The 24,942-nt window shown below is 68.8% G+C and carries 24 protein-coding genes and 1 tRNA gene; 9 read left to right on the plus strand and 16 right to left on the minus strand.

All coding sequences use genetic code 11. The features are described from left to right. Positions 1–416 precede the first annotated feature (416 nt). The 6 genes from ACG04Q_RS23795 to cysS all read right to left on the minus strand — a co-directional run bounded on the left by ACG04Q_RS23795 (position 417) and on the right by cysS (position 6,224). Positions 417–509, minus strand: a tRNA-Ser gene (locus tag ACG04Q_RS23795). A 49-nt stretch (positions 510–558) separates the two neighbouring features. Further along, positions 559–1,833, minus strand: coding sequence for an aspartate kinase (locus ACG04Q_RS23800; RefSeq protein WP_394514063.1), 1,275 nt, complete (start codon positions 1,831–1,833; stop codon positions 559–561). Between the two features lie 59 nt (positions 1,834–1,892). After that, entirely contained in the window at positions 1,893–3,236 is a 1,344-nt protein-coding gene (gene tilS, locus ACG04Q_RS23805; RefSeq protein WP_394514065.1) for a tRNA lysidine(34) synthetase TilS, read from the minus strand. Positions 3,237–3,244: 8 nt separating this feature from the next. Then, positions 3,245–4,216 carry an acetyl-CoA carboxylase carboxyltransferase subunit alpha gene (locus tag ACG04Q_RS23810; RefSeq protein ID WP_394514066.1) on the minus strand — a complete coding sequence of 324 codons (972 nt, stop codon included), beginning with the start codon at positions 4,214–4,216 and terminating at the stop codon, positions 3,245–3,247. Beyond that, a complete protein-coding gene (locus tag ACG04Q_RS23815) occupies positions 4,216–4,851 on the minus strand; it encodes a DNA-3-methyladenine glycosylase family protein (RefSeq protein ID WP_394514067.1) in 636 nt (211 codons plus the stop codon). The genes ACG04Q_RS23810 and ACG04Q_RS23815 overlap by 1 nt, the downstream gene beginning before the upstream one ends. Further along, complete coding sequence (gene cysS / locus ACG04Q_RS23820) at positions 4,851–6,224, minus strand: cysteine--tRNA ligase (protein WP_394514069.1); 1,374 nt, start codon at positions 6,222–6,224, stop codon at positions 4,851–4,853. The genes ACG04Q_RS23815 and cysS overlap by 1 nt, the downstream gene beginning before the upstream one ends. Positions 6,225–6,352: 128 nt before the next feature. On the opposite strand from cysS, the gene ACG04Q_RS23825 reads away from it, so the two are divergent. The 5 genes from ACG04Q_RS23825 to ACG04Q_RS23845 are packed head-to-tail and all read left to right on the plus strand — an operon-like array spanning position 6,353 to position 9,457. After that, positions 6,353–6,883, plus strand: a complete 531-nt coding sequence (locus tag ACG04Q_RS23825; protein WP_394514071.1) for a tetratricopeptide repeat protein — start codon at positions 6,353–6,355, stop codon at positions 6,881–6,883. 3 nt (positions 6,884–6,886) lie between these two features. Next, the gene (locus tag ACG04Q_RS23830) at positions 6,887–7,447 is read left to right on the plus strand and encodes a peptidylprolyl isomerase (RefSeq protein WP_394514073.1); all 561 of its coding nucleotides are present in this window, start codon (positions 6,887–6,889) and stop codon (positions 7,445–7,447) included. Then, positions 7,444–7,941: a peptidylprolyl isomerase gene (locus ACG04Q_RS23835; protein WP_394514074.1), complete on the plus strand. Its 498-nt coding sequence runs from the start codon at positions 7,444–7,446 to the stop codon at positions 7,939–7,941. Before ACG04Q_RS23830 ends, ACG04Q_RS23835 begins: the two co-directional genes overlap by 4 nt. Continuing rightward, the gene (locus ACG04Q_RS23840) at positions 7,938–8,684 is read left to right on the plus strand and encodes a UDP-2,3-diacylglucosamine diphosphatase (protein ID WP_394514075.1); all 747 of its coding nucleotides are present in this window, start codon (positions 7,938–7,940) and stop codon (positions 8,682–8,684) included. Before ACG04Q_RS23835 ends, ACG04Q_RS23840 begins: the two co-directional genes overlap by 4 nt. Continuing rightward, on the plus strand, positions 8,684–9,457 hold the full coding sequence (locus tag ACG04Q_RS23845) for a M90 family metallopeptidase (RefSeq protein WP_394514409.1): 774 nt from the start codon (positions 8,684–8,686) through the stop codon (positions 9,455–9,457). The genes ACG04Q_RS23840 and ACG04Q_RS23845 overlap by 1 nt, the downstream gene beginning before the upstream one ends. A 48-nt stretch (positions 9,458–9,505) precedes the next feature. Here the strand turns inward: ACG04Q_RS23845 and clpA are convergent, their stop codons facing one another. Both clpA and clpS read right to left on the minus strand, forming a co-directional pair. Continuing rightward, entirely contained in the window at positions 9,506–11,830 is a 2,325-nt protein-coding gene (clpA, locus tag ACG04Q_RS23850; RefSeq protein WP_394514076.1) for an ATP-dependent Clp protease ATP-binding subunit ClpA, read from the minus strand. After that, complete coding sequence (gene clpS, locus ACG04Q_RS23855) at positions 11,827–12,207, minus strand: ATP-dependent Clp protease adapter ClpS (protein ID WP_394514077.1); 381 nt, start codon at positions 12,205–12,207, stop codon at positions 11,827–11,829. Before clpS ends, clpA begins: the two co-directional genes overlap by 4 nt. Positions 12,208–12,389: 182 nt before the next feature. Here clpS and ACG04Q_RS23860 point away from each other — a divergent pair, with 182 nt between their 5' ends. The 3 genes from ACG04Q_RS23860 to ACG04Q_RS23870 all read left to right on the plus strand — a co-directional run bounded on the left by ACG04Q_RS23860 (position 12,390) and on the right by ACG04Q_RS23870 (position 16,050). Beyond that, positions 12,390–12,629, plus strand: coding sequence for a cold shock domain-containing protein (locus tag ACG04Q_RS23860; protein WP_394514411.1), 240 nt, complete (start codon positions 12,390–12,392; stop codon positions 12,627–12,629). Between the two features lie 202 nt (positions 12,630–12,831). Beyond that, positions 12,832–15,066 (plus strand): NADP-dependent isocitrate dehydrogenase, encoded by a 2,235-nt coding sequence (locus tag ACG04Q_RS23865; protein WP_394514078.1) that lies wholly within the window; start codon positions 12,832–12,834, stop codon positions 15,064–15,066. Between the two features lie 141 nt (positions 15,067–15,207). Next, positions 15,208–16,050: an APH(3') family aminoglycoside O-phosphotransferase gene (locus tag ACG04Q_RS23870; protein ID WP_394514079.1), complete on the plus strand. Its 843-nt coding sequence runs from the start codon at positions 15,208–15,210 to the stop codon at positions 16,048–16,050. 7 nt (positions 16,051–16,057) lie between these two features. On the opposite strand, the gene ACG04Q_RS23875 is transcribed toward ACG04Q_RS23870, so the two are convergent. The 4 genes from ACG04Q_RS23875 to hemN all read right to left on the minus strand — a co-directional run bounded on the left by ACG04Q_RS23875 (position 16,058) and on the right by hemN (position 19,888). Beyond that, entirely contained in the window at positions 16,058–16,429 is a 372-nt protein-coding gene (locus tag ACG04Q_RS23875; RefSeq protein ID WP_394514081.1) for a carboxymuconolactone decarboxylase family protein, read from the minus strand. A gap of 127 nt (positions 16,430–16,556) precedes the next feature. After that, positions 16,557–17,813 (minus strand): NADP-dependent isocitrate dehydrogenase, encoded by a 1,257-nt coding sequence (icd, locus tag ACG04Q_RS23880; protein ID WP_394514083.1) that lies wholly within the window; start codon positions 17,811–17,813, stop codon positions 16,557–16,559. Between the two features lie 57 nt (positions 17,814–17,870). Further along, positions 17,871–18,497 (minus strand): urease accessory protein UreH domain-containing protein, encoded by a 627-nt coding sequence (locus tag ACG04Q_RS23885; RefSeq protein WP_394514084.1) that lies wholly within the window; start codon positions 18,495–18,497, stop codon positions 17,871–17,873. Continuing rightward, the gene (gene hemN / locus ACG04Q_RS23890) at positions 18,497–19,888 is read right to left on the minus strand and encodes an oxygen-independent coproporphyrinogen III oxidase (protein WP_394514085.1); all 1,392 of its coding nucleotides are present in this window, start codon (positions 19,886–19,888) and stop codon (positions 18,497–18,499) included. The genes ACG04Q_RS23885 and hemN overlap by 1 nt, the downstream gene beginning before the upstream one ends. Before the next feature lie 107 nt (positions 19,889–19,995). Between hemN and fnr the strand changes: the two genes are divergently transcribed. Further along, positions 19,996–20,748 (plus strand): fumarate/nitrate reduction transcriptional regulator Fnr, encoded by a 753-nt coding sequence (gene fnr, locus ACG04Q_RS23895; RefSeq protein ID WP_394514413.1) that lies wholly within the window; start codon positions 19,996–19,998, stop codon positions 20,746–20,748. A 273-nt stretch (positions 20,749–21,021) separates the two neighbouring features. Here fnr and ACG04Q_RS23900 read toward each other — a convergent pair whose 3' ends face one another. From ACG04Q_RS23900 to ACG04Q_RS23915, 4 genes are all read right to left on the minus strand, one after another. After that, a complete protein-coding gene (locus ACG04Q_RS23900; RefSeq protein WP_394514087.1) occupies positions 21,022–21,357 on the minus strand; it encodes a BON domain-containing protein in 336 nt (111 codons plus the stop codon). A gap of 188 nt (positions 21,358–21,545) precedes the next feature. Next, complete coding sequence (locus ACG04Q_RS23905) at positions 21,546–22,952, minus strand: sigma 54-interacting transcriptional regulator (RefSeq protein WP_394514088.1); 1,407 nt, start codon at positions 22,950–22,952, stop codon at positions 21,546–21,548. Positions 22,953–22,962: 10 nt separating this feature from the next. Then, a complete protein-coding gene (locus ACG04Q_RS23910; protein WP_394514090.1) occupies positions 22,963–23,397 on the minus strand; it encodes a hypothetical protein in 435 nt (144 codons plus the stop codon). Further along, positions 23,381–24,892 (minus strand): sensor histidine kinase, encoded by a 1,512-nt coding sequence (locus ACG04Q_RS23915; RefSeq protein WP_394514092.1) that lies wholly within the window; start codon positions 24,890–24,892, stop codon positions 23,381–23,383. The genes ACG04Q_RS23910 and ACG04Q_RS23915 overlap by 17 nt, the downstream gene beginning before the upstream one ends. Between the last annotated feature and the right edge of the window lie 50 nt (positions 24,893–24,942).

Below are 24,942 nucleotides of genomic sequence, written 5' to 3' on the forward strand. Positions count from 1 at the left end.
CAAACATCGAGAACCAAGCGTGCGGTGAATTCGGCAGCCCGGCCGCAGTTGGAAGCAACGACGAGATGCGCTCTTGCGGTGCAGGGGCGTTTGTTTGCCACTTGACGGGGACGGCTAATGGGTGACCTCGATAGGGAAAGGAACGGGACTCACGAAATAGTGTTTGCCCAGTGGCGTCAGGTTGAAGTCCCCAAGGCGCAAATCAAAGTACCGGCCACAGCCGGCGCAGCGTCACAAAAGACGTCTGCAACCTGCCGATCAAGCGCGCCCGCCATCGCAGATCGGCGTCCGCCAAAGACGTCCAGGCAAAAGAAAACGCCGTAGCGAACTGGTCACTACGGCGTTGTCAGTTGACTTGTGAGTCGTCGGTCTCGTAAGCTGAAAAGCTTCATCAATCAACGACTTACAGATAGTCTTGGCGGAGTCGGAGGGATTCGAACCCTCGATGCAGGTTTTGCCCACATACTCCCTTAGCAGGGGAGCACCTTCGGCCACTCGGTCACGACTCCAGCGAAGCCCTGCATTCTATATCAGGATTTCGGGCCCGCTATCGAAAACTCAGGCCGCAGCCGATTCCTGGTCCAGATCGAAGGCCTTGTGCAGCGCGCGCACGGCCAGTTCCATGTACTTCTCGTCGATGACGACGCTGGTCTTGATCTCGCTCGTCGAGATCATCTGGATGTTGATGCCCTCCTCGCTCAGCGCGCGGAACATCTTGCTGGCCACGCCCACATGCGAGCGCATGCCGATGCCGACGATGGAGACCTTGCAGATCTTGGGGTCGCCCGCGACCTTGGCGGCGTTGGTGGCCGGACCGACCGTGTTCTGCAGCAGCTCCATCGTGCGCGCGTAGTCGTTGCGGTGCACGGTGAAGGAGAAGTCGGTCTTGCCGTCATGCGAGACGTTCTGGATGATGACGTCGATGTCGATGTTGGCATCGGCCACGGGGCCCAGGATCTGGAAGGCGATGCCAGGCTTGTCCGGCACGCCCAGCAGCGTCACCTTGGCCTCGTCACGGTTGAAGGCAATGCCCGACACGACGGCTTGTTCCATTTTTTCGTCCTCTTCAAAACTGATCAGGGTGCCGGACTTGGCTTCCTCGTTGATGTCGATGTCCCAGGGCGTGAAGCTGGACAACACACGCAGCGGCACGCGGTACTTGCCGGCGAACTCCACCGAGCGGATCTGCAGGATCTTGGAGCCCAGCGACGCCATCTCCAGCATCTCTTCGAAGCTGATGGTGTGCAGGCGGCGTGCCTCGGGGACGATGCGCGGGTCGGTGGTGTAGACGCCGTCCACGTCGGTGTAGATGAGGCACTCGTCGGCCTTCATCGCGGCGGCGATGGCCACGGCCGAGGTGTCGGAGCCGCCACGGCCCAGCGTCGTGATGTTGTTGCCGGCATCGATGCCCTGGAAGCCCGCGATGACGACGACCTTGCCGGCCGCCAGGTCGGCGCGCACGCGCTTGTCGTCGATGCTCTCGATGCGGGCCTTGGTGTACGACGAATCGGTGGCCACGGGCACCTGCCAGCCGGTGTAGCTGACCGCCGGTACGCCCTCGGCCTGCAGCGCGATGGCCAGCAGGCCGACCGAGACCTGCTCGCCGGTAGCCGCGATCATGTCCAGTTCGCGGTTGACCTCCGCGCTGCTGCTGGCGGGCGAGAGTTCCTTGGCCAGACCCAGCAGGCGGTTGGTCTCGCCGCTCATGGCCGAGGGCACGACCACCATCTGGTGGCCGGCACGCACCCATTTGGCGACGCGCTTGGCGACGTTGCGGATGCGATCGGTGGACCCCATCGAGGTGCCGCCGTACTTGTGGACGATCAGAGCCATGTGTTTCGCGAAGGCTGAAGACGGAGCGGCCGGGACGGCACGCTCGCAAACCCCCGATTTTATGCAGCGGAATGCATTGCGCCTTCGCGCTGAGGCAAGGCGGAGTCGTCCAGCCAGCGCAGAGACAGCTGCGGCTCATCTTGGCTGGCGAAGGCACGGGCATCCATGCCGAGACCGGCCATCGCCACCAGCAGGTCGCCGTCGAACAGCAGCGGCCCGCCGCGCCGCCAGGGCGGCAGCCCAGCCTCCTGGCAGGCCTTCTTGACGCCGCGCGGCACCGAGGCCGGCGCGCGCTGGAACTGCTCGGCCCCGCCCCGGGCGCGCTGCACCAGCCGGGCCAGCCGCGCGGTCGCGATGCCGGGTGCAGCGGCCTCCACCAGCCAGGCGCCGCCCCACCCCGGCTGGGGATAGAGACCCGGGCGGCTGAGGTCCACGGGCATCGGCGCCTGCCCCTGCGGCACCTGGGCCGACCAGTACAGCCCGTCGCGGTAGGCGTGCAACGCCCCGCCCGGCGCGGGCCAGCTCTGCGTCGCCCCCGGCCGCCATTGCGCCAGCAGCCGCTCGACCAGGCTGGCCGGCGCCGCCGTGTGCGTCGCCAGCCAGGCGCGCAACGCGTTGCTGGCCCGGGCCGGCGACAGCGCGGCCAGCTGGGTCAGGTCCAGCCGTTCGGCGCTGGCCAGGCGCGCCAGATCCTCGGCCGCGACCTCCGCCGCCAGCGCGTCCGCCTGCTGCACCCAGCGCGCGGCCTGGGCCAAGCCGGCCTCCGCCGCCGGAAACGCCGGCCACACCGCCTGCCGGAGCCGGTTGCGCGCGAAGCGACCGTCGCCGTTGCTCGGGTCTTCGATCCAGCGCAGCCCCTGCTGCTCGGCATAGGCGCGGATCAGCGCGCGCGGCCGGTCCAGCCAGGGGCGCGCCCAGCACACGCCGTCGCGCCACTGCGCCCGGGGCATGCCGGCCAGGCCAGCAAGACCTGCCCCCCGCATCGCCTGCAACAGGAAGGTCTCGGCCTGGTCCTGCCGGTGGTGCGCCAGCAGCAGCAGATCCGCGCCAGCGGCGCGGGCCATCTGGTGCAACGCGCGATGCCGGCCCTCCCGGGCCCACGCCTCGACGCTGTCACCCGGCGCGGGCGCTCCGGTCAGCCGGGTGCACGCAAAGCCAGCACCCAGCGCCCGTGCCTCGCGCTCGCAATGAGCGGCCCAGTCGTCCGCCTGCTGCTGCAGGCCATGGTGAACATGCAGCGCCAGCACGCGCATGCCCAAGCGGGCCGTGGCGTGCAGCAGTGCCGTGGAGTCGAGGCCGCCGCTGAAGGCGACCGCGACGAGGTCAGTCTCCACGCTGCAGTCGGTGCCGGGCCAGCGGCCCGGCCTTTTGCCAGGCATGAACAGCCCGAAGGGGCTGTTCAAGTCCGAGCTCAGCGATTCTTGGTGTCGCTGAAGCGGCCATAGGCCTGGACGCGCTCGTAGCGGCGGTCCAGCAGCTCGCGGGTCTTCAGGTCGCTGACCTGACGCAGCGCGTCGCTCAGCGCGCGCTTCAGGTTGGACGCCATCTGCTTGGCGTCACGGTGGGCGCCGCCCACGGGCTCGCTGACGATCTTGTCGATCAGGCCCAGCGCCTTCAGGCGATGTGCCGTGATGCCCAGCGCCTCGGCGGCGTCGGACGCACGCTCGCTGCTCTTCCACAGGATGGACGCGCAGCCTTCCGGCGAGATCACCGAGTAGGCAGCGAACTGCAGCATCAGGACTTGATCGGCCACGCCGATGGCCAGCGCGCCGCCGGAGCCACCCTCACCGATGACGGTGGCGATGATGGGCACTTCCAGCTGCGCCATCTCCAGGATGTTGCGGCCGATGGCCTCGGACTGGCCACGCTCCTCGGCACCGATGCCGGGGTAGGCGCCCATGGTGTCGATGAACGTGAAGACCGGCAGGCCGAACTTCTCGGCCAGCTTCATCAGGCGCAGCGCCTTGCGGTAGCCCTCGGGGCGCGGCATGCCGAAATTGCGGAGCGTGCGCTCCTTGGCGTCGCTGCCGCGCTGGTGGCCGATGACCATGCAGGCTTGGCCGTTGAAACGCGCCAGGCCGCCGACGATGGCGGCGTCATCGGCGAAGTGGCGGTCGCCATGCAGCTCCTGGAACTCGGTGAAGACCTCCGAGCAGTAATCCAGCGTCTGCGGGCGCTGCGGGTGGCGGGCGATCTGGTAGACCTGCCAGGGCGCGACGTTGGAGTAGACCTCCTTCGTCAGCTGCTGGCTTTTCTTGGAGAGGCGGTCGATCTCCTCGGAGATGTCGACGGCCGACTCGCTCTGCACGTAGCGCAGTTCTTCGATCTTGGTCTCGAGTTCCGCAATGGGTTGCTCGAATTCAAGGAAGTGCTTTTTGCTCATCAGTAGTCCACAGGTAGCGGATCGAGGCTGCGCCAAATGTACCAAACGGCCACGGATCGGTACGGCGCCCAGGCGTCGCCCACCTCGCGGGCTTCGGCTCGGGATACAGGCTCGCCGGAGAAGTAATTGAGGCTGATGCCCTTCAACAGGCCGACGTCGTCCAGCGGCATCACGTTGGGGCGCATCAGGTGAAAGATCAGGAACATCTCGGCCGTCCAGCGGCCGATGCCGCGGATGGCGACCAGTTCCTCGATGATGGCTTCGTCGTCCATCTGCGCCCATTGGCGCACGTGCACCTGGCCGGACGCGAAATGCTCGGCCAGGTCGCGCAGGTACTCGACCTTGCGCGCCGACAGGCCGGCCGCGCGCTGCGCCTCGACGTCCAGCGCCAGCACGGCAGCAGGCTGGAATTTCGGCGTCAGCGCCACCCATTTGTTCCAGACCGACTGCGCCGCCTTCACGGAGATCTGCTGGCCCACGATGGAGCGCGCCAGCGTCGCGAACGCGTCGCCGCGGCTCTGCAGCCTGGCCTCGCCGAACTGCGGGATGAGCTTCTTCATGACCCGGTCACGCTTGACCAGGTGCTTGCAGGCCTCGTCCCAGTACGCCGGGACGACTTCGGAGACGACCGCCATCAGCTCTTCACCCAGGTCGTGCCGCCGGCACCGTCCTTCAGCGTGATGCCCTTGGCAGACAGCTCCGCGCGGATGGCGTCCGCTCCGGCGAAGTCCTTGGCCGCCTTGGCTGCCGCACGGGCGGCGATGCGCTCTTCGATCCAGGCCGACTCGTCGACCGAGCCGCCTTGCAGATAAGTGCGCGGGGTCTGCTGCAGGATGCCCAGCACACCGGCCAACGCCTTCAGCAGACCAGCGCGCCGGGGCGAACGATCGCGGTTGACCTCGTTGGCCAGATCGAACAGCACGGCGATGGCGCCGGGCGTGCCAAAGTCTTCGTCCATGGCCGTCTTGAAGGCCGCAGCCGTCGGCTCGGCCCAGTCGATGGCGACATCGTCGACCGGCGGCACGGCATCCAGCGCCGTGTACAGGCGCGTGAGGGCCGTGCGGGCGTCTTCCAGGTGCGAGTCGCTGAAGTTGAACGGCCGGCGGTAGTGCGTGCGCAGCATGAAGAAGCGCAGCGTCTCGCCGTCGAACTTCTTCAGCACGTCGCGGATGGTGAAGAAGTTGCCCAGGCTCTTGGACATCTTCTCGCCGTCGACGTTCAGGAAGCCGTTGTGCAGCCAGTACTTGGCGAACTCGTAGCCGGCACCCTGGCTCTGGGCGATCTCGTTCTCGTGGTGCGGGAACTGCAGGTCGGTGCCGCCGCCGTGGATGTCGAAGGCCTCGCCCAGCAGCGCGCAGCTCATCGCCGAGCACTCGATGTGCCAGCCCGGGCGGCCTTCACCGAACGGCGCGGCCCACTTGGCGTCGGCGGGTTCCTCGGCCTTGGCAGCCTTCCAGAGCACGAAGTCCAGCGGGTCCAGCTTGCCGTCGTCCACGGCCACGCGCTCGCCGGCGCGCAGGTCGTCCAAGCTTTTGCCACTGAGCTTGCCGTAGCCGTCGAACTTGCGCACGGCGTAGTTCACGTCGCCGCCCTCGGCCCGGTAGGCCAGGCCGCGCTGCTCCAGTCGCTCGATCAGCGACAGCATCTGCGGCACGTACTCGGTGGCGCGCGGCTCGTGGTCGGGGGCAGCCAAGCCCACGGCGGCAAAGTCCTCGTGCATCGCGGCCGTCATCTCCTCGGTGAGCTGGCGGATCGTGATGCCGCGCTCGACGGCGCGCCGGATGATCTTGTCGTCGATGTCCGTCACGTTGCGCACATAGGTGACGGCATAGCCGCTGGCACGCAGCCAGCGGTAGATGACGTCGAACGCCATGTTCATGCGCAGATGCCCCATGTGGCACAGGTCGTAGACGGTGATGCCGCACACGTACATGCGCACCTGGCCAGGCACGAGCGGCTTGAAGTCTTCGAGGGTGCGACTGAGGGAGTTGTGGACGCGCAGGGGCATGTGAAACGGGAACAGGGGGCAGGCGCCACCACCAACAAGAAGCCCCGCACCGGGACCGCCCAGGCGGGGCTCATAGAATCGTTTCAGTATAGCGGCCACCCCTTTTTCCGCTCCCCGCTACAACCCTCATGCACCTGCCCCTCCCCTCCCTGGTGCTGCCCGTCGTGCTGAGCCTCGCGCTCGCCGCGGCGCCAGCCCGAGCCGACGACCTGGCCAGCGCCCAACGCCTATGGCTGGCCGGCCAGAAGACCCAGGCCGTCGAGCAGGTCGAACAGGCGCTGACCCGTGCTCCGGACGACCTGCAGCTCCGCTTCGCGCTGGGCGTCATGCGCATGGAACTGGGCGACCGTGCCAAGGCCGTCGCCCTCTTCACGCGGCTGACGCAGGACTTCCCGGACCTGGCCGACCCCTACAACAACCTCGCCGTGCTGCACGCCGCCGCGGGCGAACTGGACGAGGCCCAGGCCGCGCTGCAGCAGGCGCTGCGGCTGCAGCCCGACCACGCCCAGGCGCAGGAGAACCTGGGCGACGTGCTGCTGCGGCTGGCGCTGCGCGCCTACCAGCGCGCACAGAAAGTCTCGCTGAACCCCAGTGACGCTTTGGCCGGCAAGATCAGCCGCACGCTGGCGCTCACCGGCAACCCTTCCAAGACCCGCTGACCCATGACGAAAACCGCTCTTCTTCTGGCCGCCCTGCTGGCCGCCGCCGGCGCCTCGGCGCAGACCGTCAAGCTGCAGACCTCCGAAGGCGACATCCGCATCCAGCTCAACGCCGAGAAGGCGCCCAAGTCGGTAGCCAACTTCCTGCAGTACGTGAAGGCCGGCCACTACAACGGCGTCATCTTCCACCGCGTCATCCCGACCTTCATGGTGCAGACCGGCGGCTACGACGCCAAGCTCAACCAGCGTCCGGTCAAGTCGCCCATTCCGCTGGAAGCCGGCAACGGCCTGTCCAACGTGCGCGGCAGCCTCGCGATGGCCCGCACGGGCGACCCGAACTCGGCGACGTCGCAGTTCTTCATCAACGTCGTCGACAACCCCTACCTCGACGCCGACCCCATGAACCCACGGAGCGGCTACGCGGTGTTCGGCCAGGTCATCGAGGGCATGGAGGTCGTCGACAAGATCCGCACGGCCGAGACCACCGCGAGGGGCATCCACGAGAATCTGCCCGTCAAGCCCATCTTCATCACCAAGGCTCTCGTCGAGCCTGCACCCAAATGAGCCAAGTCAAACTCACCACCAACCACGGCGACATCCTCATCGAGCTGGATGCCGAGAAGGCGCCCCTGTCGGTTGCCAACTTCCTGCAGTACGTGCGCGCCGGCCACTACGACGGCACGGTGTTCCACCGCGTCATCAAGGGCTTCATGATCCAGGGCGGCGGCTTCGAGCAGGGCATGAAGCAAAAGCCCACCGAGGCGCCCATCCAGAACGAGGCCAACAACGGCCTGAAGAACGCCCACTACACGCTGGCCATGGCGCGCACCAACGCGCCGCACTCGGCCACGGCGCAGTTCTTCATCAACACGACCAACAACGGCTTCCTGGACTTCAAGTCCGAGAGCCCGTCGGGCTGGGGCTATGCCGTGTTCGGCAAGGTCGTCGAGGGCCAGGATGTCGTCGACAAGATCGAGAAGGTCAAGACCAGCCGTTCCGGCTTCCATGACGACGTGCCGGTCGAGGCCGTGGTCATCGAGAAGGCCGTCGAGGTTTGATCCACACGCTGACGGCGCCGGTGCAATGGCAGCAGGTGGACCTGCTGTCAGACCTGCACCTGGGGCCCGACACGCCGGGCACGCTGGCCCGGCTTGAAGCGCACCTCGCCCACACCACGGCCGACGCCGTGCTGCTGCTGGGCGACATCTTCGAGGTCTGGGTGGGCGACGATGCCCGCCACGAGCCTTTCGAGGCCGGGGTCGTGACGATGTTGCGCGAGGCATCGCAGCGGCTGGACCTGTACTTCATGGCCGGCAACCGCGACTTCCTCGTCGGCGCCGCACTGCTGGCCGACGCCGGCATGACCGCCCTGCCCGACCCCACCGTGCTGACCGCGTTCGGCCAGCGCTGGCTGCTGGCGCACGGCGACGCGCAGTGCCTGGCCGACACCGGCTACCAGGCCTGGCGCGCCACCGCGCGCTCGGCCGCCTGGCAGGCCGACTTCCTCGCCAAGCCGCTGGCCGACCGCCAGGCCTTCGGCCGCCAGGCGCGTGCGCAGAGCCGCGCCTCCCAGGCCGCGCAGTTGATGGCGACCGACCTCGACGCCGACGCCTGCCGCGCGCTGCTGCGCGAGGCGGGCGCCACGACGCTGATCCACGGCCACACGCACCGCCCGGCCGAGCACGACCTGGGCGATGGACTTCGCCGTGTCGTTCTGTGCGACTGGGACCTGGACGCCACGCCGCCGCGCGGCGACGTGATCCGGCTGTCGGTCGCCGGCCTGCAGCGGCTGCCGCTGTGATCCTCAAGGCCATCAAAGACTGGCGCGAGCAACGCGCCATCGAACGCCACGCCATCCCTGACGCGCTGTGGCAGCTGACGCTGCTGCGCTACCCCTTCCTGGCCCAGCGCAGCGAGGATGACCTCGCCGAACTGCGCCGGCTGTGCAGCCTGTTCCTGTCGACCAAGGAATTCCACGGCGCGGCCGGCTTCGAGGTCAGCGACGAGGTGGCCGTGGCCGTCGCGGCGCAGGCCTGCCTGCCGGTGCTGCGGCTGGGGCTCTCCTGGTACGACGGCTTTGTCGGCATCGTCATGCATGCCGGGGAGGTGGTCGCGCAGCGGCGCTTCGAAGACGAGGACGGCATCGTCCACGAGTACGACGAGGAATTGGCCGGAGAGGCGATGGAAGGCGGGCCGCTGATGCTGGCCTGGCAGGCCATTGCCGTCAGCAATGACCCCGCGCAGTTCGGCGCGGACGCGGTTTTCAATGTCGTCATCCACGAGTTCGCCCACGTCATCGACATGCGCGACGGCTTGGCCGATGGCGTGCCGCCGCTGAACGCGGACGAACGCGAGCGCTGGATCGAAGTGATCGACGCCGAGTGGGAGAAGTTCTGCGCGCGCATCGACGCCGGCGAGGACACGCTGATCGACCCCTACGGCGGCGAGGCCGTCGAGGAGTTCTTCGCCGTGGCTGTCGAAGCATTCTTCGTGGCACCCGCTGCGATGCGCATCGAGGAGCCGGCGATGTACCGCCTGCTGGCCGACTTCTTCAGACAGGACCCGGCGGGCTGACAACAAAAAAGGACGCCGCGGCGTCCTTTCCTTTTTGCGGGCCCGGGTTCAGGCCGTGGCCGGCTCTGCCTTGGGCTTGCCGTCCTTGCTGGGCTTGGGCGGCGTCGGCTGGATGTCCAGCACCGTCTCGCCCTTGTCGTCCACATCCACGCTCAGGCGGCCGCCGTCCACCAGCTTGCCGAACAGCAGCTCGTCGGCCAGCGCGCGGCGGATGGTGTCCTGGATGAGGCGCTGCATCGGCCGCGCGCCCATCAGCGGGTCGAAGCCCTTCTTGGCGAGCTGCTTGCGCAGCGCGTCGGAGAAGCTGACCTCGACCTTCTTCTCCTGCAGCTGGCTTTCGAGCTGCAGCAGGAACTTGTCGACCACGCGCAGGATGATCTCCTCGTCCAGCGCGCGGAAGGACACGATGGCATCCAGCCGGTTGCGGAACTCGGGCGTGAACAGGCGCTTGATGTCGGCCATCTCGTCGCCCTGCTGGCGCTGGGTCGTGAAGCCGATGGTCGCCTTGTTCATGATCTCGGCGCCCGCATTCGTCGTCATGATGATGATGACGTTGCGGAAGTCGGCCTTGCGCCCGTTGTTGTCGGTCAGCGTGCCGTGGTCCATGACCTGCAGCAGCACGTTGAAGACGTCCGGGTGGGCCTTCTCGATCTCGTCCAGCAGCAGCACGCAGTGCGGCTTCTTCGTGACCGCTTCGGTCAGCAGGCCGCCCTGGTCGAAACCGACGTAGCCCGGAGGCGCGCCGATCAGCCGGCTGACCGCATGGCGCTCCATGTACTCGGACATGTCGAAGCGGATCAGCTCGATGCCCAGGATGTAGGCGAGCTGCTTGGCCACCTCGGTCTTGCCGACGCCCGTCGGGCCGCTGAACAGGAAGCTGCCCACCGGCTTGTCGGGACGACCCAGGCCCGAACGCGCCATCTTGATGGCGGCGGCCAGCGCATCGACGGCCGGGTCCTGTCCGAACACGACGCTCTTCAGGTCGCGGTCCAGCGTCTTGAGCTTGCTGCGGTCGTCGCTGTTGACGGACGCGGGCGGGATGCGCGCGATCTTGGCGACGATGTCTTCCACCTCGGCGCGCGTGATGGTCTTCTTCTGCTTGCTCTTGGGCAGGATGCGCTGCGCGGCACCTGCCTCGTCGATGACGTCGATGGCCTTGTCGGGCAGGTGGCGGTCGTTGATGTACTTGGCCGACAACTCGGCTGCGGCCTGCAGCGCGCCCAGCGCGTACTTGACGGAATGGTGCTCCTCGAAGCGGCTCTTCAGCCCCTTCAGGATCTCGATGGTCTGCTCGACCGACGGCTCGGCCACGTCCACCTTCTGGAAGCGCCGGCTCAGCGCCGCGTCCTTCTCGAAGATGCCGCGGTACTCGGTAAACGTCGTCGCCCCGATGCACTTCATCTGGCCCGACGACAGCGCCGGCTTCAACAGGTTGCTGGCGTCCAGCGTACCGCCCGACGCCGCGCCAGCGCCGATCAGCGTGTGGATCTCGTCGATGAACAGGATGGCGTGCGGCTGCTCCTTGAGCGCCTTCAGCACCGCCTTCAGGCGTTGCTCGAAGTCGCCGCGGTACTTGGTGCCCGCCAGCAGCGCGCCCATGTCCAGCGAATAGACGACGGAATCGGCCAGCACCTCGGGCACTTCGCCCTCGGTGATGCGCCAGGCCAGGCCTTCGGCGATGGCTGTCTTGCCCACGCCGGCTTCGCCCACCAGCAGCGGGTTGTTCTTGCGGCGGCGGCACAGCACCTGCACGACGCGCTCGACCTCGGACTCGCGGCCGATCAGCGGATCGATCTTGCCGTCCTTGGCCTGCTGGTTCAGGTTCTGCGTGAACTGCTCCAGCGGCGACGCCTTGGCGCTGGCGCCCTCGCCTTCCTCGCGCTCCCCTTCCTGGCCCTGCTGCTGGCCTTCGGGCGCCTTGGGCGGCTCGGGGTCGGACTTCTTGATGCCGTGGGCAATGAAGTTGACGACGTCCAGGCGCGTGACACCCTGCTGGTGCAGGTAGTACACCGCGTGCGAATCCTTCTCGCCGAAGATGGCGACGAGCACGTTGGCGCCGGTCACTTCCTTCTTGCCGCTGCCGGTGCTCTGCACATGCATGATGGCGCGCTGGATGACGCGCTGGAAGCCCAGCGTGGGCTGCGTGTCCACCTCGTCACTGCCGCCCACCATGGGCGTGTTTTCCTTGATGAACTGCGTCAGGCTCTTGCGCAGATCGTCCAGATTGGCGGCGCAGGCGCGCAGCACTTCGGCGGCACTAGGGTTGTCCAGCAGCGCGAGCAGCAGGTGCTCGACGGTGATGAATTCGTGCCGCTGCTGGCGCGCCTCGACGAACGCCATGTGCAAACTGACTTCAAGCTCTTGCGCAATCATGCGGCCTCCATAATGCACTGCAGGGGGTGGCCAGCACGCCGGGAGGCGGCCAGTACCAACTCCACCTTGGTCGCGGCGACGTCCTTGGTGAACACACCGCAAACCCCGCGACCCTCGTGGTGGATTTTGAGCATGATCTGCGTCGCCGTATCCAGGTCATGCCGGAAAAATTCCTGCAGAACCATGACTACAAACTCCATCGGGGTGAAATCGTCGTTCAGCAGCAGCACCTGGTAGAGCCGCGGCGGCTCGGTTTTCTGCGTCTGGCGCTCGACGACGACGGCCCCGTCGCCCTCGTCCTTGCCGGGCCTCAACGGAGGCGTGGGCGGGGGCGGAGCCGACTGGTTTCGCGGTGAAAAAACGGGGAACACAGGCATGGGTCGATTCTATCGACGGGGGTATCCCCCACCGACTTGCAGGCACTTGGCGGCATCCCCCGAAATTGCAAGCAGGTTCGGGTGAACCCGGCCGGGAAGGTCCCGAATTGACGCTTTTTGTCGCGCTACCAGAATCTCGTCCGCCTCCTTGGGGAGGTGCCACAAAGAACGGAGACAAGATGATGGCGCTGGGCAAAGTCAAGTGGTTCAACGATGCCAAGGGCTTTGGGTTCATCGAGCCGGATGCCGGCGGCGATGACGTCTTCGCCCATTTTTCGGCGATCCAGATGGAAGGCTTCCGGACGCTGAAGCAGGGCAGCCAGGTGCAGTTCGACCTGGTGCAGGGCCCCAAAGGCCAGCTCGCGCAGAACATCACGCCGATGGAAGCGGCCCGCGGCCTGGAACAACCGCAGGCCTCCTGACCCCCGCCCGCCGGGCCGCCCCGGCAACCCGCCAGCCCCGAGGCCCCGACGGCCTGCGGGGCTTTTGCGTTGGAGCAAGGCGCCGCTGCCTCGGCGAAGGCTTGTGCGGCAGCTCCCACGCATGGCTTGCTAGAGTTCACACCTTGCGCGCGCGCCGTGAGACTGCGCGCTGCAGAGATTCGACATTCACCGGAACACCCTCATGACCGCCGAAACGCCCAAGATCGTCTACACCCTGACCGATGAAGCCCCCCGCCTGGCGACTGCCTCGCTGCTGCCGGTCGTTCAGCGCTTTGCGGCGCAGGCTGGGATCGATGTCGTCACCAGCGACATCTCGGTGGCCGGCCGCATCCTGGGCCAGTTCCCCGAGTTGCTGACCGAAGCGCAGCGCGTGCCGGACAACCTGGCCGCACTCGGCAAGCTGACGCTCAAGCCCGAGGCCAACATCATCAAGCTGCCCAACATCAGCGCGTCTGTGGCGCAGTTGAAGGCCGCCATCAAGGAACTGCAGGACAAGGGCTACGCGATCCCGAACTTCCCCGAGAAGCCGGAGACCGACGAAGAAAAAGACATCCGCGCCCGCTACAACAAGTGCATCGGCTCTGCCGTGAACCCGGTGCTGCGCGAGGGCAACTCCGACCGCCGCGCGCCCAAGGCCGTCAAGGCCTACGCGCGCAAGAACCCGCACCGCATGGACGAGTGGAGCCAGGCCTCGCGCTCGCACGTGTCGCACATGCATGACGGCGACTTCTATCACGGCGAAAAGTCCATGACGCTGGACCGCGCCCGCGACGTGAAGATGGAGCTGATCACGAAGAGCGGCAAGACCATTGTGCTCAAGCCCAAGGTCTCGCTGCTGGACCGCGAGGTCATCGACTCCATGTACATGAGCAAGAAGGCGCTGCTGGCCTTCTACGAGAAGGAGATCGAGGACGCGCGCAAGACCGGCGTGATGTTCTCGCTGCACGTGAAGGCCACCATGATGAAGGTGAGCCACCCCATCGTGTTCGGCCACTGCGTGCGCATCTTCTACCGCGAGGCGTTCGAGAAGCACGGCAAGCTGTTCGACGAGCTGGGCGTGAACGTCAACAACGGCATGGTGGACCTCTACACCAAGATCGCCACGCTGCCGAGCGCCAAGCAGGACGAGATCAAGCGCGACCTGCACGCCTGCCACGAGCACCGCCCCGAGCTGGCGATGGTGGACTCGGCCAAGGGCATCACCAACTTCCACTCGCCCAACGACATCATCGTGGACGCCTCCATGCCCGCCATGATCCGCAGCGGCGGCAAGATGTACGGCGCCGACGGCCGCCTGAAGGACGTGAAGGCCGTGATGCCCGAGTCGACCTTCGCCCGCATCTACCAGGAGATCATCAACTTCTGCAAGTGGCACGGCGCGTTCGACCCCAAGACCATGGGCACGGTGCCCAACGTCGGCCTGATGGCCCAGCAGGCCGAGGAATACGGCTCGCACGACAAGACCTTCGAGATCACCGAGGACGGCGTCGCCAACATCACCGACCTGGAAACGGGCGAGGTGCTGCTGAGCCAGAACGTCGAGCAGGGTGACATCTGGCGCATGTGCCAGTGCAAGGACGCCGCCATCCGCGACTGGGTCAAGCTGGCCGTCAACCGCGCGCGCAATTCGGGCATGCCGGTGGTCTTCTGGCTGGACAGCTACCGCCCGCACGAGGCGCAGCTGATCCGCAAGGTCAAGATGTACCTGCACGAGCACGACACCACCGGCCTGGACATCCAGATCATGAGCCAGGTGCGCGCGATGCGTTACACGCTGGAGCGCGTGATCCGCGGCCTGGACACCATCAGCGCCACCGGCAACATCCTGCGCGACTACCTGACCGACCTGTTCCCCATCATGGAACTGGGCACGTCGGCCAAGATGCTGTCCATCGTGCCGCTGATGGCCGGCGGCGGCATGTACGAAACCGGTGCCGGCGGCTCGGCCCCGAAGCACGTGCAGCAGCTGGTGGAAGAAAACCACCTGCGCTGGGATTCGCTGGGCGAGTTCCTGGCGCTGGCCGTGAGCCTGGAAGAGCTGGGCCTGAAGACCGGCAATGCCAAGGCGAAGCTGCTGGCCAAGGCGCTGGATGCCGCGACCGGCAAGCTGATGGACAACGGCAAGGGCCCCAGCCCCAAGACTGGCGAGATCGACAACCGCGGCAGCCACTTCTACCTGACGCTGTACTGGGCCCAGGAACTGGCGGCGCAGACGGAAGACGCCGATCTGGCCGCCAAGTTCAAGGCCGTGGCCGAGACGCTGGCCGCCAACGAGGCCAAGATCGCCGAAGAGCTGAAGGCGGTGCAGGGCAAGCCGGTGGACATCGGCGGCTACTTCCTGCCGGACGCAGCCAAGCTGGACGTCGTCATGCGCCCGAGCGCGACGTTCAACGCCGCGCTGGCGGCGCTGGGCTGACGGCCCGCGCGGGACCGACTGGACCGACTGAACTGACAAGGGGCGCCTCTGGCGCCCCTTTTTCTGCCCGCTGCACGCCGCTGCTCGCAGCGCAGACGTGCAGCCCCGCCTGCGCGCCTTGCGCCGCCACCCACCCGCTCCATGACGCGACACGCCGCACCACCCCTGCCGCCGACGCCCGGCCGGGAGAAGTCCGCCCGGCCGCCCACGCTGCCGCCCAGCCTCACGGCGCGACTGGACGGCGCCCGCTGGCGCCGCAACCTTGTCGGCGAAGCCGGTGCGGCCGTCTACCGCATCACGCGTGACGGCGCGCCGGACCTGTACCTGAAGCACGGCCGCGGCCAGGCCGCCGCCGCGCTGGTCGACGAACTGGCCCGGCTGCGCTGGCTGGCGGCCCAGATGCCCGTGGGCATGCCGGTGCACTTCGAGTGCAGCGGCAACCAGGCCTGGCTGCTGACGCGGGCCATCCCGGGCCGCACCGCCTACGAGTGGCTGCAGCACCACCCGTCGCGGGCACCGGACATCGTCGCTGCGCTGGCCCAGGCGCTGGCGAGGCTGCATGCGCTGCCCGCGGCGCTGTGCCCGTTCCAGTCACCGCTGGAGCAACGCCTTGCACAAGCGCACGAGCGTCTGGCGGCAGGGCTCATCGACGCCGACGACTTCGACGACGCACGCCGGGGCTGGACGCCGCAGGACGTGTGGGACGCGCTGCAGCGGTTGCGGCCGCGCACGGTCGACGCGGTCGTCACGCATGGCGACTACTCGCTGGACAACCTGCTGCTCGACGACGAGCTGCGCCTCACCGGACTCATCGACGTGGGCCGCCTGGGCGTGGCCGACCGCTACCAGGACCTGGCCATCCTGTGGAACTGCCTGGGCGAGTTCGGCGCGGCCGCGCAGCGGGCGCTGTTCCCCGCCTACGGCATCGCGCGGCCGGATCACCGCCGGCTGGACTTCTACCTGTGCCTGGACGAATGCTTCTGAGCAGCCGTCAGCCGCCGGCGCCGTCGACCACCTCGGCCGCGGCCCGGAACGCATCCACGGCCGCCGGAAAGCCGCAGTAGACGCTCGCGTGCAGGAAGATCTCCTGCAGCTCCTCGACCGTCACGCCGTTGTTCAGCGCGCCGCGCACATGCGTCTTCAGCTCGTGCGTTCGGCCCAGCGCCACCAGCATGCTGACGGTGACGATGCTGCGCGTGCGCAGGTCGATGCCGTCGCGCTGCCAGGTGTTGCCCCAGGCATGGCGGGTGACCAGCTCCTGCAGCGGTGCGGTGAACGGCGTGACCTTGGCCAGCGCGGCGTCGACGTAGGCATCGCCCAGCACCGCGCGGCGCGTCGCCAGGCCTTGGGGATCGAGTTCCATGAGGGCTCCTTCGTGCTTGCCGTGCAGCTTAGCGAGCCGCGGACCGCGCCGGTTCAGAAGGCAAGAAGCCCATCGACGTCACCGGCGATGGGCTTGCGTGTGGGGCCGCGGGCGATGCCCGCCGGCATCACTCCATGCAGTCGACCATGACCTGCCCGAAGCCCGAGCACGACACCTGCGTCGCGCCGTCCATCAGCCGCGCGAAGTCGTAGGTGACCCGCTTGCTCTGGATGGCTTTTTCCATTGACGAGATGATGAGATCGGCCGCCTCGGTCCAGCCGATGTGGCGCAGCATCATCTCGGCGGACAGGATGGAGGAGCCGGGGTTCACGTAGTCCTTGCCGGCGTACTTGGGCGCCGTGCCGTGCGTGGCCTCGAACATCGCCACCGAATCGCTCATGTTGGCGCCCGGCGCGATGCCGATGCCACCCACCTGCGCGGCCAGCGCGTCGGAGATGTAGTCGCCGTTGAGGTTCAGCGTCGCGATGACGCTGTACTCGGCCGGGCGCAGGATGATCTGCTGCAGGAAGGCGTCGGCGATGACGTCCTTCACCGTGATGAGCTTGCCGGTGCGCGGGTTCTTGAGGCGGCACCACGGGCCGCCGTCGATGGGCTCGGCGCCGAACTCCTTCTGCGCCAGCGCGTAGCCCCAGTCCCGGAAGGCGCCTTCCGTGAACTTCATGATGTTGCCCTTGTGCACCAGCGTGACCGACGGCTTGTCGTTGTCGATGGCGTACTGGATGGCCTTGCGCACCAGGCGCTCGGTGCCCTCGCGGCTGACCGGCTTGACGCCGATGCCCGAGGTCTCGGGGAAGCGCAGCTTCTTGGCGCCGAGCTCGTCGCGCAGGAAGGCGATGAGCTTCTTCGCCTTGTCGCTGCCGGCCTCGTACTCGATGCCGGCGTAGATGTCCTCCGAGTTCTCGCGGAAGATGACCATGTCGACCTTGTGCGGCTCCTTCACGGGGCTGGGCACGCCGTCGAAGTACTGCACGGGGCGCAGGCAGACGTACAGGTCCAGCTCCTGGCGCAACGTCACGTTCAGCGAGCGGATGCCGCCGCCCACCGGCGTCGTCAGCGGGCCCTTGATGGAGACGATGTAGTCCTTCACGGCCTGCAGCGTCTCGTCGGGCAGCCACACGTCGGGGCCGTAGACGCGCGTGCTCTTCTCGCCGGCGTAGATCTCCATCCAGTGGATCTTGCGGGCGCCGCCATAGGCCTTGGCGACGGCGGCGTCCACGACCTTCAGCATGACCGGCGTGATGTCCAGCCCGGTGCCGTCACCCTCGATGAACGGGATGATGGGGTTGTGCGGCACGTTCAGCGAGAAGTCGGCGTTGACGGTGATCTTCTGGCCGCCTTCGGGCACCTGGATGTGATGGGACATGGCGTAGCGCTTTCGCAGCGATGCGAGGACAAGGATGCGGCGAGTTTATGGCCCGCGTCAGCAGGCCAGCATGACGCGCTGCCACACGCCATGCGCCAGCCCCCAGCCCGCGCCCAGCGCCAGCATCAGCCCGGCCAGCCGCAGCGCCAGCACGTCGCCGGCCGGCCCGTGCTTGAGCAGCCGCGCGCGCCACAGCGGCGCGACCACCAGCCCCGGCGTGCTGGCCAGCGCAAAACCCGCCATCGCCGCGCCGCCGCTCAGCGGCGAGCCCGACAGCCCCGCCAGCAGCAGCGCCGCATGCAGCAGCCCGCAGGGCATGGCCACCCAGGCCAGCCCGGTGGCGAACGCGTGGCGCGGCTGCGGCCGCCAGCGCACGCTGCCCAGCCAGGCCGGCACGCGGCCCTGCAGCAACAGCATCAGCCCGAACAGCAGCAGCGCCGCCTGCAGCAGCGCCCAGGCGGGCTGCAGCAGCGCCACGCTCTGCGACGCCCGCGCCAGCGCCTCGGCCGACGCCGCCGCAACGACGCCACCCGCCGTGTAGCCCAGCACCCGCCCGGCCAGCAGCCGCGCCGGCCGCTGCCCGCCCGCCAGCGCGCAGGGCGCGCTGCACATGGCCGCGCAATGCGGCATGCCGGCCAGGCCCATCAGCGTGGCCGACACGACGAGCGCGAGGTCACCGGCCATCAGATGATCTTGGAGAAGCGCTCCCGGCTCGCGTCAGCCTGCAGGTAGCGGTCGAACACCGCGGCGACGGCGCGCACAAAGTACCAGCCCAGCGGCGTGACCTGGATGGCGCCCGGCTCCAGCACGACGAGGCCCTGCCCCGCCAGCTGTGCCAGCCGTGCCAGCTCGGGCTCGAAGTAGCTCGGCACATCGACGAGGTAGGACGCGGCGATGGACTCATACTCCACGCGGCCCTGGCACATCAGCGCCATGATGACGGCACGGCGCAGCAGGTCGTCGCGCGTCAGCGCCAGCCCGCGCTGCACGGGCAGTTGCCGCTGGTTCAGCGCGTCTTCGTATTCCTCCAGCGTCTTGGCGTTCTGCGCATAGGTGGCGCCCACGCGGCTGATGGCCGACACACCCAGGCCCACGAGGTCGCAGTCGGGCTGCGTCGAGTAGCCCTGGAAGCCGCGGTGCAGCAGGCCCTGGCGCTTGGCAATGGCCAGCGGGTCGTCGGGCAGCGCGAAGTGATCCATGCCGATGTAGGCATAGCCCTCGCCCAGCAGCGCGCTGATGGCACCGGACAGCATGGCCAGCTTGTCGCCCGCGGGCGGCAGCAGCTCGGCCACGATGCGGCGCTGTGGCTTGAAGCGCTGCGGCAGGTGGGCGTAGGCGTACATCGCGATGCGGTCGGGCCGCAACTCGGCCACCTGCGCGATGGTGCGGGCGAAGCTGACGGGCGTCTGCTGCGGCAGGCCGTAGATCAAGTCCACGTTGGTGGACGAGAAGCCCAGTTCGCGGGCGTGCTGCATCAGCGCGGCCACCTGCTCCAGCGGCTGAACGCGATGCACCGCCTTCTGTACCGCGACGTCGAAGTCCTGCACGCCGAACGAAAGCCGGTTGAAGCCCAGCAGCCGCAGGTGGGCCAGCCGGGCCTGGTCCACCGTGCGCGGGTCCACCTCGATGGACAGCTCGGCGCCCGGCAGTAGCTTGAAGCGCCGGCGCAGCATCTCCATCAGCTCGCCGAGCTCCGCGTCGGACAGGAAGGTCGGCGAGCCGCCACCCAGGTGCAGCTGCGACACCGGCGCCGGGCCACCCAGCGCGTCGGCCACCAGCTCCACCTCGCGGGCCAGCGCGGCCAGGTAAGGTGCGGCGCGCTCGTGGTGCTTGGTGATGATCTTGTTGCAGGCGCAGTAGTAGCAGAGCTGCTCGCAGAACGGGATGTGCACGTAGACCGACAGCGGCTGCACCGTGCCGCGCTGTCGCAGCGCCTGCAGGTGTTGCGCGCCCTGGTGGGCCTCGACGAAACGGTCCGCCGTCGGGTAGGACGTGTAGCGCGGCCCCGCCACGTCGTGGCGGCGCAGCAGGTCGGCAAGCTCGAGTTGGGGAGGTCTATCGGTCACAGCAGCCATGTCGCCACTGTGCCGAGCCGGCCCCGCCCCGGCCTTGATGCAGGTCAAGGCCGGGGCGGGTCGCCTGGCGAAGAATGTCCCTCATGCTGACGACCCAACCCTGCCCGATGCGTGCGTCGCCCGCGTCCGATCCGTCGACACTGCCCGCCATCGAGCCGTTGAAGGTGGCCTGCGCCAGCTGCAACCTGCGCGAGCTGTGCCTGCCCGTGGGCCTGAACGCCGGCGAGCTGCAGCAGCTGGACGGCCTGGTCGCCAAGCGCCGCTCGGTGGCGCGGGGTGATCACCTGTTCCGCAACGGCGAGCGCTTCGAGGCGCTGTACGCGGTGCGCACCGGCTTCTTCAAGACCTGCGTGGGCAGCGAGGACGGGCGCGACCAGGTCACCGGCTTCCAGATGGCTGGCGAGTTGCTGGGGCTGGACGGCATCAGCAGCGACCACCACCACTGCGACGCCGTCGCGCTGGAGGACTCGTCGGTCTGCGTGATCCCCTACGCGCAGCTGGAGGGCCTGTCGCGCGAGTTCACGGTGCTGCAGCACCAGTTCCACAAGATCATGAGCCGCGAGATCGTGCGCGACCATGGCGTGATGCTGCTGCTGGGCAACATGCGCGCCGAGGAGCGGCTGGCGGCCTTCCTGCTGAACCTGACACAGCGGCTGCAGGCACGCGGGTTCTCGGCATCCAGCCTGGTGCTGCGCATGACGCGCGAGGAGATCGGCAGCTACCTGGGCCTGAAGCTGGAGACCGTGAGCCGCACGTTCTCGCGCTTCCAGGACGAGGGCCTGATGGAGGTGAAGCAGCGGCAGCTGCGCATCCTGAACCAGGCGGGGCTGCAGGCGCTGGTCAACAACAGCCGGTGTTGAGTTGAGGCCCCTCGCCCGCGCTTGCCGCTGAACGCGGGCAAGCCCGGGCGGTCTTGCAGACCGCGCAGCCGACGGAGCGGCTGCCCTTCGGCAGGCACGACAAGTCCTCAGGACTTGTCGTGTCCGGCCTCAGCCCCCAAGGGGACGGCGATGCTCGCGGGGGTGGCCCCGCTCGCACATCGCCAGACGGGCCGGCTTGTGGCGGCCCGGCGCTCGGCCTCAAACGCAAAAGCCCCGCGGGTGCGGGGCGGCAGGTCAATGGCGTGTGGCGGGTCAGCCGACCTTGATCTCGTTGCGCACTTCCTTGACGCCGGGGACGGCGGCGACGAGCTTGATGGCCTTCTGGGCCAGTTCGGCGCTGGGGGCCGCGCCCTTCACGATGACGACGCCGCCATCGGTGCTGCTGACGGTCAGCGGCAGGGCCTGCAGGTCCTTGTCCTGCTGCAGCACGGCCGCGGCCTGGGCGGCAACAGCGGCGGCGTCCGCGGGCTGGGCTTGCGGAGCCTGCCCGGCGGGTGCCGGCACCGGGTCGGCGGCGAAGGCGGTGGACAGGGCCGTTGCCGTCAGGGCGGCGGTCAGCAGGCGGGCGAAGGTGGAAGCGTGTTGCATGCGTATCTCCTGAGGATGCGTGGATAGAACGCGGCACCGGACCGGCACCACGACGCCCTCAGCGCAACAGCCGTGCCAGCGCCGACTTCTCCTTTCATATCAACCACTTAAGTCGCTCGCGAGCCGGGCTGGCAGAGCCTGGCGGGCGATTCTGTCGCCGCCCGGCGACAGGCCGCGCGCCGCGCAGGCTAAGTGCCTGATTCACCGGGCCTTTTGCTGTCGCCGAAATCCGACAGCGCACTTTGGGGGTCATCGCGGAACAGCTGCGGGTCCAGCCCGTGCTTCTGCATCAGGCGGTAGAACTCGGTGCGGTTGCGGTCGGCCAGCCGCGCGGCCTCGGCGACGTGGCCGGAGGTCAGCTTGAGCAGCCGGTTCAGGTAGTCGCGCTCGAAGCGCTGCTTGGCCTGCTGGTAGTTCAGCACCTCGGCCGACGGCATCTGCAGCGCCCGCTGCACCTGCGCCAGCGGCACCAGCGGCGCCGTCGCCAGCACGCAGACCTGCTCGACGACGTTGTAGAGCTGGCGCACGTTACCGGGCCATGGCGCCGTCACCAACGCCTCCAGCGCGTCGGGCGCAAAGCCCTTCACCCGCTTGTGGTGGCGCGCGGCCAGCGCGGCGAGGAAGTGCTGCGCCAGCAGCGCGATATCCTCGCGGCGCTCGCCCAGCGCCGGCAGCGCCAGCCGCACGACGTTGAGCCGGTAGTACAGGTCGGGCCGGAACTGGCCCTCGGACATCGCCAGCTCCAGGTCGCGGTGCGTGGCCGACAGCACGCGCACATCCACCGCCACCGCGTCGTTGCTGCCCACCGGCCGCACGACGCGCTCCTGCAGCACGCGCAGCAGCTTCACCTGCAGCGCCAGCGGCATGTCGCCGATCTCGTCCAGGAATACCGTGCCGCCGTGCGCCGCCGGGATCAGCCCCTGGCGGTGGCCCTGCGCGCCGGTGAAGGCGCCCTTCACATGGCCGAACAGCTCGGACTCCAGCAGCGCCTCGGGAATGGCGCCGCAGTTCACCGCGATGAAGGGCTTGCCGGCCCGCGGGCTGGCGCGGTGCAGCGCGCGGGCCAGCAGCTCCTTGCCGGTGCCGCTGTCGCCGCTGATGAGCACGCTGGCGTCGGTGGCGGCCACCAGCCGCGCCTCGGCCAGCACCTCGGCCATGCGCGGGCTGCGGCTGATGATCTCGCGGCGCCAGTCGCCATCGCCGTCGAACGGCGCCGGGCCGGGCGCGTTGACGCGCAGCGCCTGCTGGATCCTGGCCAGCAGCTCCTTGGCGTCGTAGGGCTTGGTCAGGTAGGCATGGGCGCCACGCGTCGTCGCGTCCACCGCATCGGGGATGCTGCCGTGCGCCGTCAGCAGGATGACCGGCAGCGACGGGTGGCTGGCGCGCAGCTCGTCGAACAGCGCCAGGCCGTCCAGGCCCGGCAGGCGCACGTCGGTGATGACCAGCGACGGCAGCTTCACCGCCAGGTGCGCCAGCGCGGCCTCGGCGCTGGCCACGGCCTGCACCTGGTAGCCCGCGGCGGTGAGGCGCATCGTCATCAGGCGCAGCAGGTCGGCGTCGTCGTCGACGAGGAGGATGTCGGCGGGGGCGGTCATGCGGTACTCCTCAACGCTTGGCAGGCAGCGTCTGCTCGATGACCTTGAGCGCCTCAAGCTTCTCGTTCAACTGGTCATTGCGGCGCTGGCTGTCGCGCAGCTGCTGCGTCAGCTTGTCGACGCTGTCCTGCAGCCGGCGCTGCTCGGCCAGACGCAGCGACAGCTGCACGGCCAGCGGCTTCAGCGGCTCGGCCAGCGGGTCTGCGGAGGCGGCGACCGCCTCCACCTGCGCGGCGGCCTGCGCCAGCTCGGCGGTGCTGCGGCCCAGCGACAAGGCCTTGCGCAACTCCTCGCCCGTGGCGAGCACGCCCTGCAGCGCCTGCACCTCGGGCACGGGCGGCGGCTCCGGGCACACCGGCGCGGGCCGCGGCGGCTCGGGGGCCGGCGGGGGCGTCTGGCAGGCCGCCAGCAGCAACAGGAGGGCGATTTCAGACAGTCGTTTCATGAGGCAGTTCAAGTCGGAAATGGGCGCCGCGTTCGCTGGGCAGCAGGCGGCAGCGGCCGCCGTGCGCCTGCGCGATCTCGCGCACGATGGACAGGCCGATGCCGCTGCCGCGGCGCGCGCCGGGTGCCTGGTGGCGGCCCTGGTAGAAGGGGTCGAAGATGTGCGCAGCGTCCTCGGCGGCAACGCCGGGGCCGGCGTCGATGCAGTCGATGGCCACGCGGCCACCGCCCTGCCCTAGCGCCAGCGTGATGGCCCCGCCCGGCGGGCTGAAGCGCACCGCATTGCCCAGCAGGTTGGCCAGCACGATGCCCAGCTTCTCCTCGTCGGCCATCACCGTGCAGGGCTCGGCCTGCACGCGCAGCTGCAGGCCGCGCGCCTGCCACAGCAGCCGCTGGGCGTCGGCCGCGCGCTGCAGCAGCGCGTGCAGCGCGACCGGGCGGCGCTGCAGCTGCTGCGAACCGGAGGCCAGCGTCTGGTAGTGCAGCAGGTCTTCGATCTGGCGCTGCAGCGCGGCGCTGTTGTCGCCCAGGATGCGCACGATCTCGGCCTGGTCCGCCGTCAGCGGCCCGGCCACGCCGTCGCGCAGCAGCGCCGCGCCCTCGCGAATGGAGGCCATCGGCGTCTTGAGCTCGTGCGAGATGTGGCGCACGAAGCGGGTCTTGTCGGACTCCAGCGCCGCCAGCCGCTGGCGCAGCCACTCCAGCTGCTGCCCGAGCCGGCGCATGTCGGCCGGGCCGCGCACGGTCACGGGCTCGTCGAAGCGGTTGTCGCCCAGGCGCTCAATGGCCGCCTCGACATGCCTGAGGGGCCGCAGCAGCCAGCGCCCGAAGCCCAGGCCCAGCAGCACGGCCAACGCGATGGCCCCCAGCACCAGCCCGGTAATGAGCCGGCGCTGCTGCTCCAGCTCCGCCAGCACCGCGTCGCCACGGCGGTCCATGGCCTGCTGACCGCGCTCGGCCAGCAGCTCGTTGAGGCGGTGCAGCCGCGCGAACACGGGCGTCAGCCGCTTCAGCGCGGCCGGGCGGGCGCGGCCGGCGCCCTGCAGGGCCTCCCAGGCCGCATCGGCCTGCGCCTGCCACTCGGCGAACAGCGGTTGGTCGGTGGCATCGGGCATCAGCGCCGCAAGGGACGCCTGGGCGTCCCGCGCGCCCTGCGAGGCATCGCGAAAGCGCTCACGCAGGCTGGCGTCGTCCAGCACCAGGAACTGCCGCGCGCTGCGCTCCATGGCCACCGTGCGTTCGGCCAGGCGCTGCACCTGGGCGGTCAGCGCCGCGGCGTCCTGCGAGGCCTGGCGGCCCTGCTGCGCCACATGTTCCAGCGCGAACATGGCCTGCGCCGCCGCACCGCCCAGCACGGCCGTGACGAGCAGGAAGGCGGCCAGCAGGCACTGGTGGAAGGACAGCCCGCGCAGCCGCGGCCGGGCCGGGTCGGTGAAAGACGGGGGCTCGGTGGGCGTGTCGGGCGCTAGCGCGGCATCCAGGGTGTAAGACGGCATCGTGGGCGCCGCATGCTAGGCCGCGCGGCGGCGCCAGCCCACCCCAACAT

It is taken from the genome of Pelomonas lactea (assembly GCF_043555885.1).
GTDB classification, from domain to species: domain Bacteria; phylum Pseudomonadota; class Gammaproteobacteria; order Burkholderiales; family Burkholderiaceae_C; genus Pelomonas; species Pelomonas lactea.

Excerpts from the sequence above, each read along its gene's own strand:
- ACG04Q_RS23800 (WP_394514063.1), bottom strand. The coding sequence starts at position 1,833 with ATGGCTCTGATCGTCCACAAGTACGGCGGCACCTCGATGGGGTCCACC.
- ACG04Q_RS23810 (WP_394514066.1), bottom strand. The coding sequence starts at position 4,216 with ATGAGCAAAAAGCACTTCCTTGAATTCGAGCAACCCATTGCGGAACTC.
- ACG04Q_RS23815 (WP_394514067.1), bottom strand. The coding sequence starts at position 4,851 with ATGGCGGTCGTCTCCGAAGTCGTCCCGGCGTACTGGGACGAGGCCTGC.
- cysS (WP_394514069.1), bottom strand. The coding sequence starts at position 6,224 with ATGCCCCTGCGCGTCCACAACTCCCTCAGTCGCACCCTCGAAGACTTC.
- ACG04Q_RS23825 (WP_394514071.1), top strand. The coding sequence starts at position 6,353 with ATGCACCTGCCCCTCCCCTCCCTGGTGCTGCCCGTCGTGCTGAGCCTC.
- ACG04Q_RS23830 (WP_394514073.1), top strand. The coding sequence starts at position 6,887 with ATGACGAAAACCGCTCTTCTTCTGGCCGCCCTGCTGGCCGCCGCCGGC.
- ACG04Q_RS23835 (WP_394514074.1), top strand. The coding sequence starts at position 7,444 with ATGAGCCAAGTCAAACTCACCACCAACCACGGCGACATCCTCATCGAG.
- clpA (WP_394514076.1), bottom strand. The coding sequence starts at position 11,830 with ATGATTGCGCAAGAGCTTGAAGTCAGTTTGCACATGGCGTTCGTCGAG.
- clpS (WP_394514077.1), bottom strand. The coding sequence starts at position 12,207 with ATGCCTGTGTTCCCCGTTTTTTCACCGCGAAACCAGTCGGCTCCGCCC.
- ACG04Q_RS23860 (WP_394514411.1), top strand. The coding sequence starts at position 12,390 with ATGGCGCTGGGCAAAGTCAAGTGGTTCAACGATGCCAAGGGCTTTGGG.
- ACG04Q_RS23865 (WP_394514078.1), top strand. The coding sequence starts at position 12,832 with ATGACCGCCGAAACGCCCAAGATCGTCTACACCCTGACCGATGAAGCC.
- ACG04Q_RS23870 (WP_394514079.1), top strand. The coding sequence starts at position 15,208 with ATGACGCGACACGCCGCACCACCCCTGCCGCCGACGCCCGGCCGGGAG.
- ACG04Q_RS23875 (WP_394514081.1), bottom strand. The coding sequence starts at position 16,429 with ATGGAACTCGATCCCCAAGGCCTGGCGACGCGCCGCGCGGTGCTGGGC.
- icd (WP_394514083.1), bottom strand. The coding sequence starts at position 17,813 with ATGTCCCATCACATCCAGGTGCCCGAAGGCGGCCAGAAGATCACCGTC.
- ACG04Q_RS23885 (WP_394514084.1), bottom strand. The coding sequence starts at position 18,497 with ATGGCCGGTGACCTCGCGCTCGTCGTGTCGGCCACGCTGATGGGCCTG.
- hemN (WP_394514085.1), bottom strand. The coding sequence starts at position 19,888 with ATGGCTGCTGTGACCGATAGACCTCCCCAACTCGAGCTTGCCGACCTG.
- fnr (WP_394514413.1), top strand. The coding sequence starts at position 19,996 with ATGCGTGCGTCGCCCGCGTCCGATCCGTCGACACTGCCCGCCATCGAG.
- ACG04Q_RS23900 (WP_394514087.1), bottom strand. The coding sequence starts at position 21,357 with ATGCAACACGCTTCCACCTTCGCCCGCCTGCTGACCGCCGCCCTGACG.
- ACG04Q_RS23905 (WP_394514088.1), bottom strand. The coding sequence starts at position 22,952 with ATGACCGCCCCCGCCGACATCCTCCTCGTCGACGACGACGCCGACCTG.
- ACG04Q_RS23910 (WP_394514090.1), bottom strand. The coding sequence starts at position 23,397 with ATGAAACGACTGTCTGAAATCGCCCTCCTGTTGCTGCTGGCGGCCTGC.
- ACG04Q_RS23915 (WP_394514092.1), bottom strand. The coding sequence starts at position 24,892 with ATGCCGTCTTACACCCTGGATGCCGCGCTAGCGCCCGACACGCCCACC.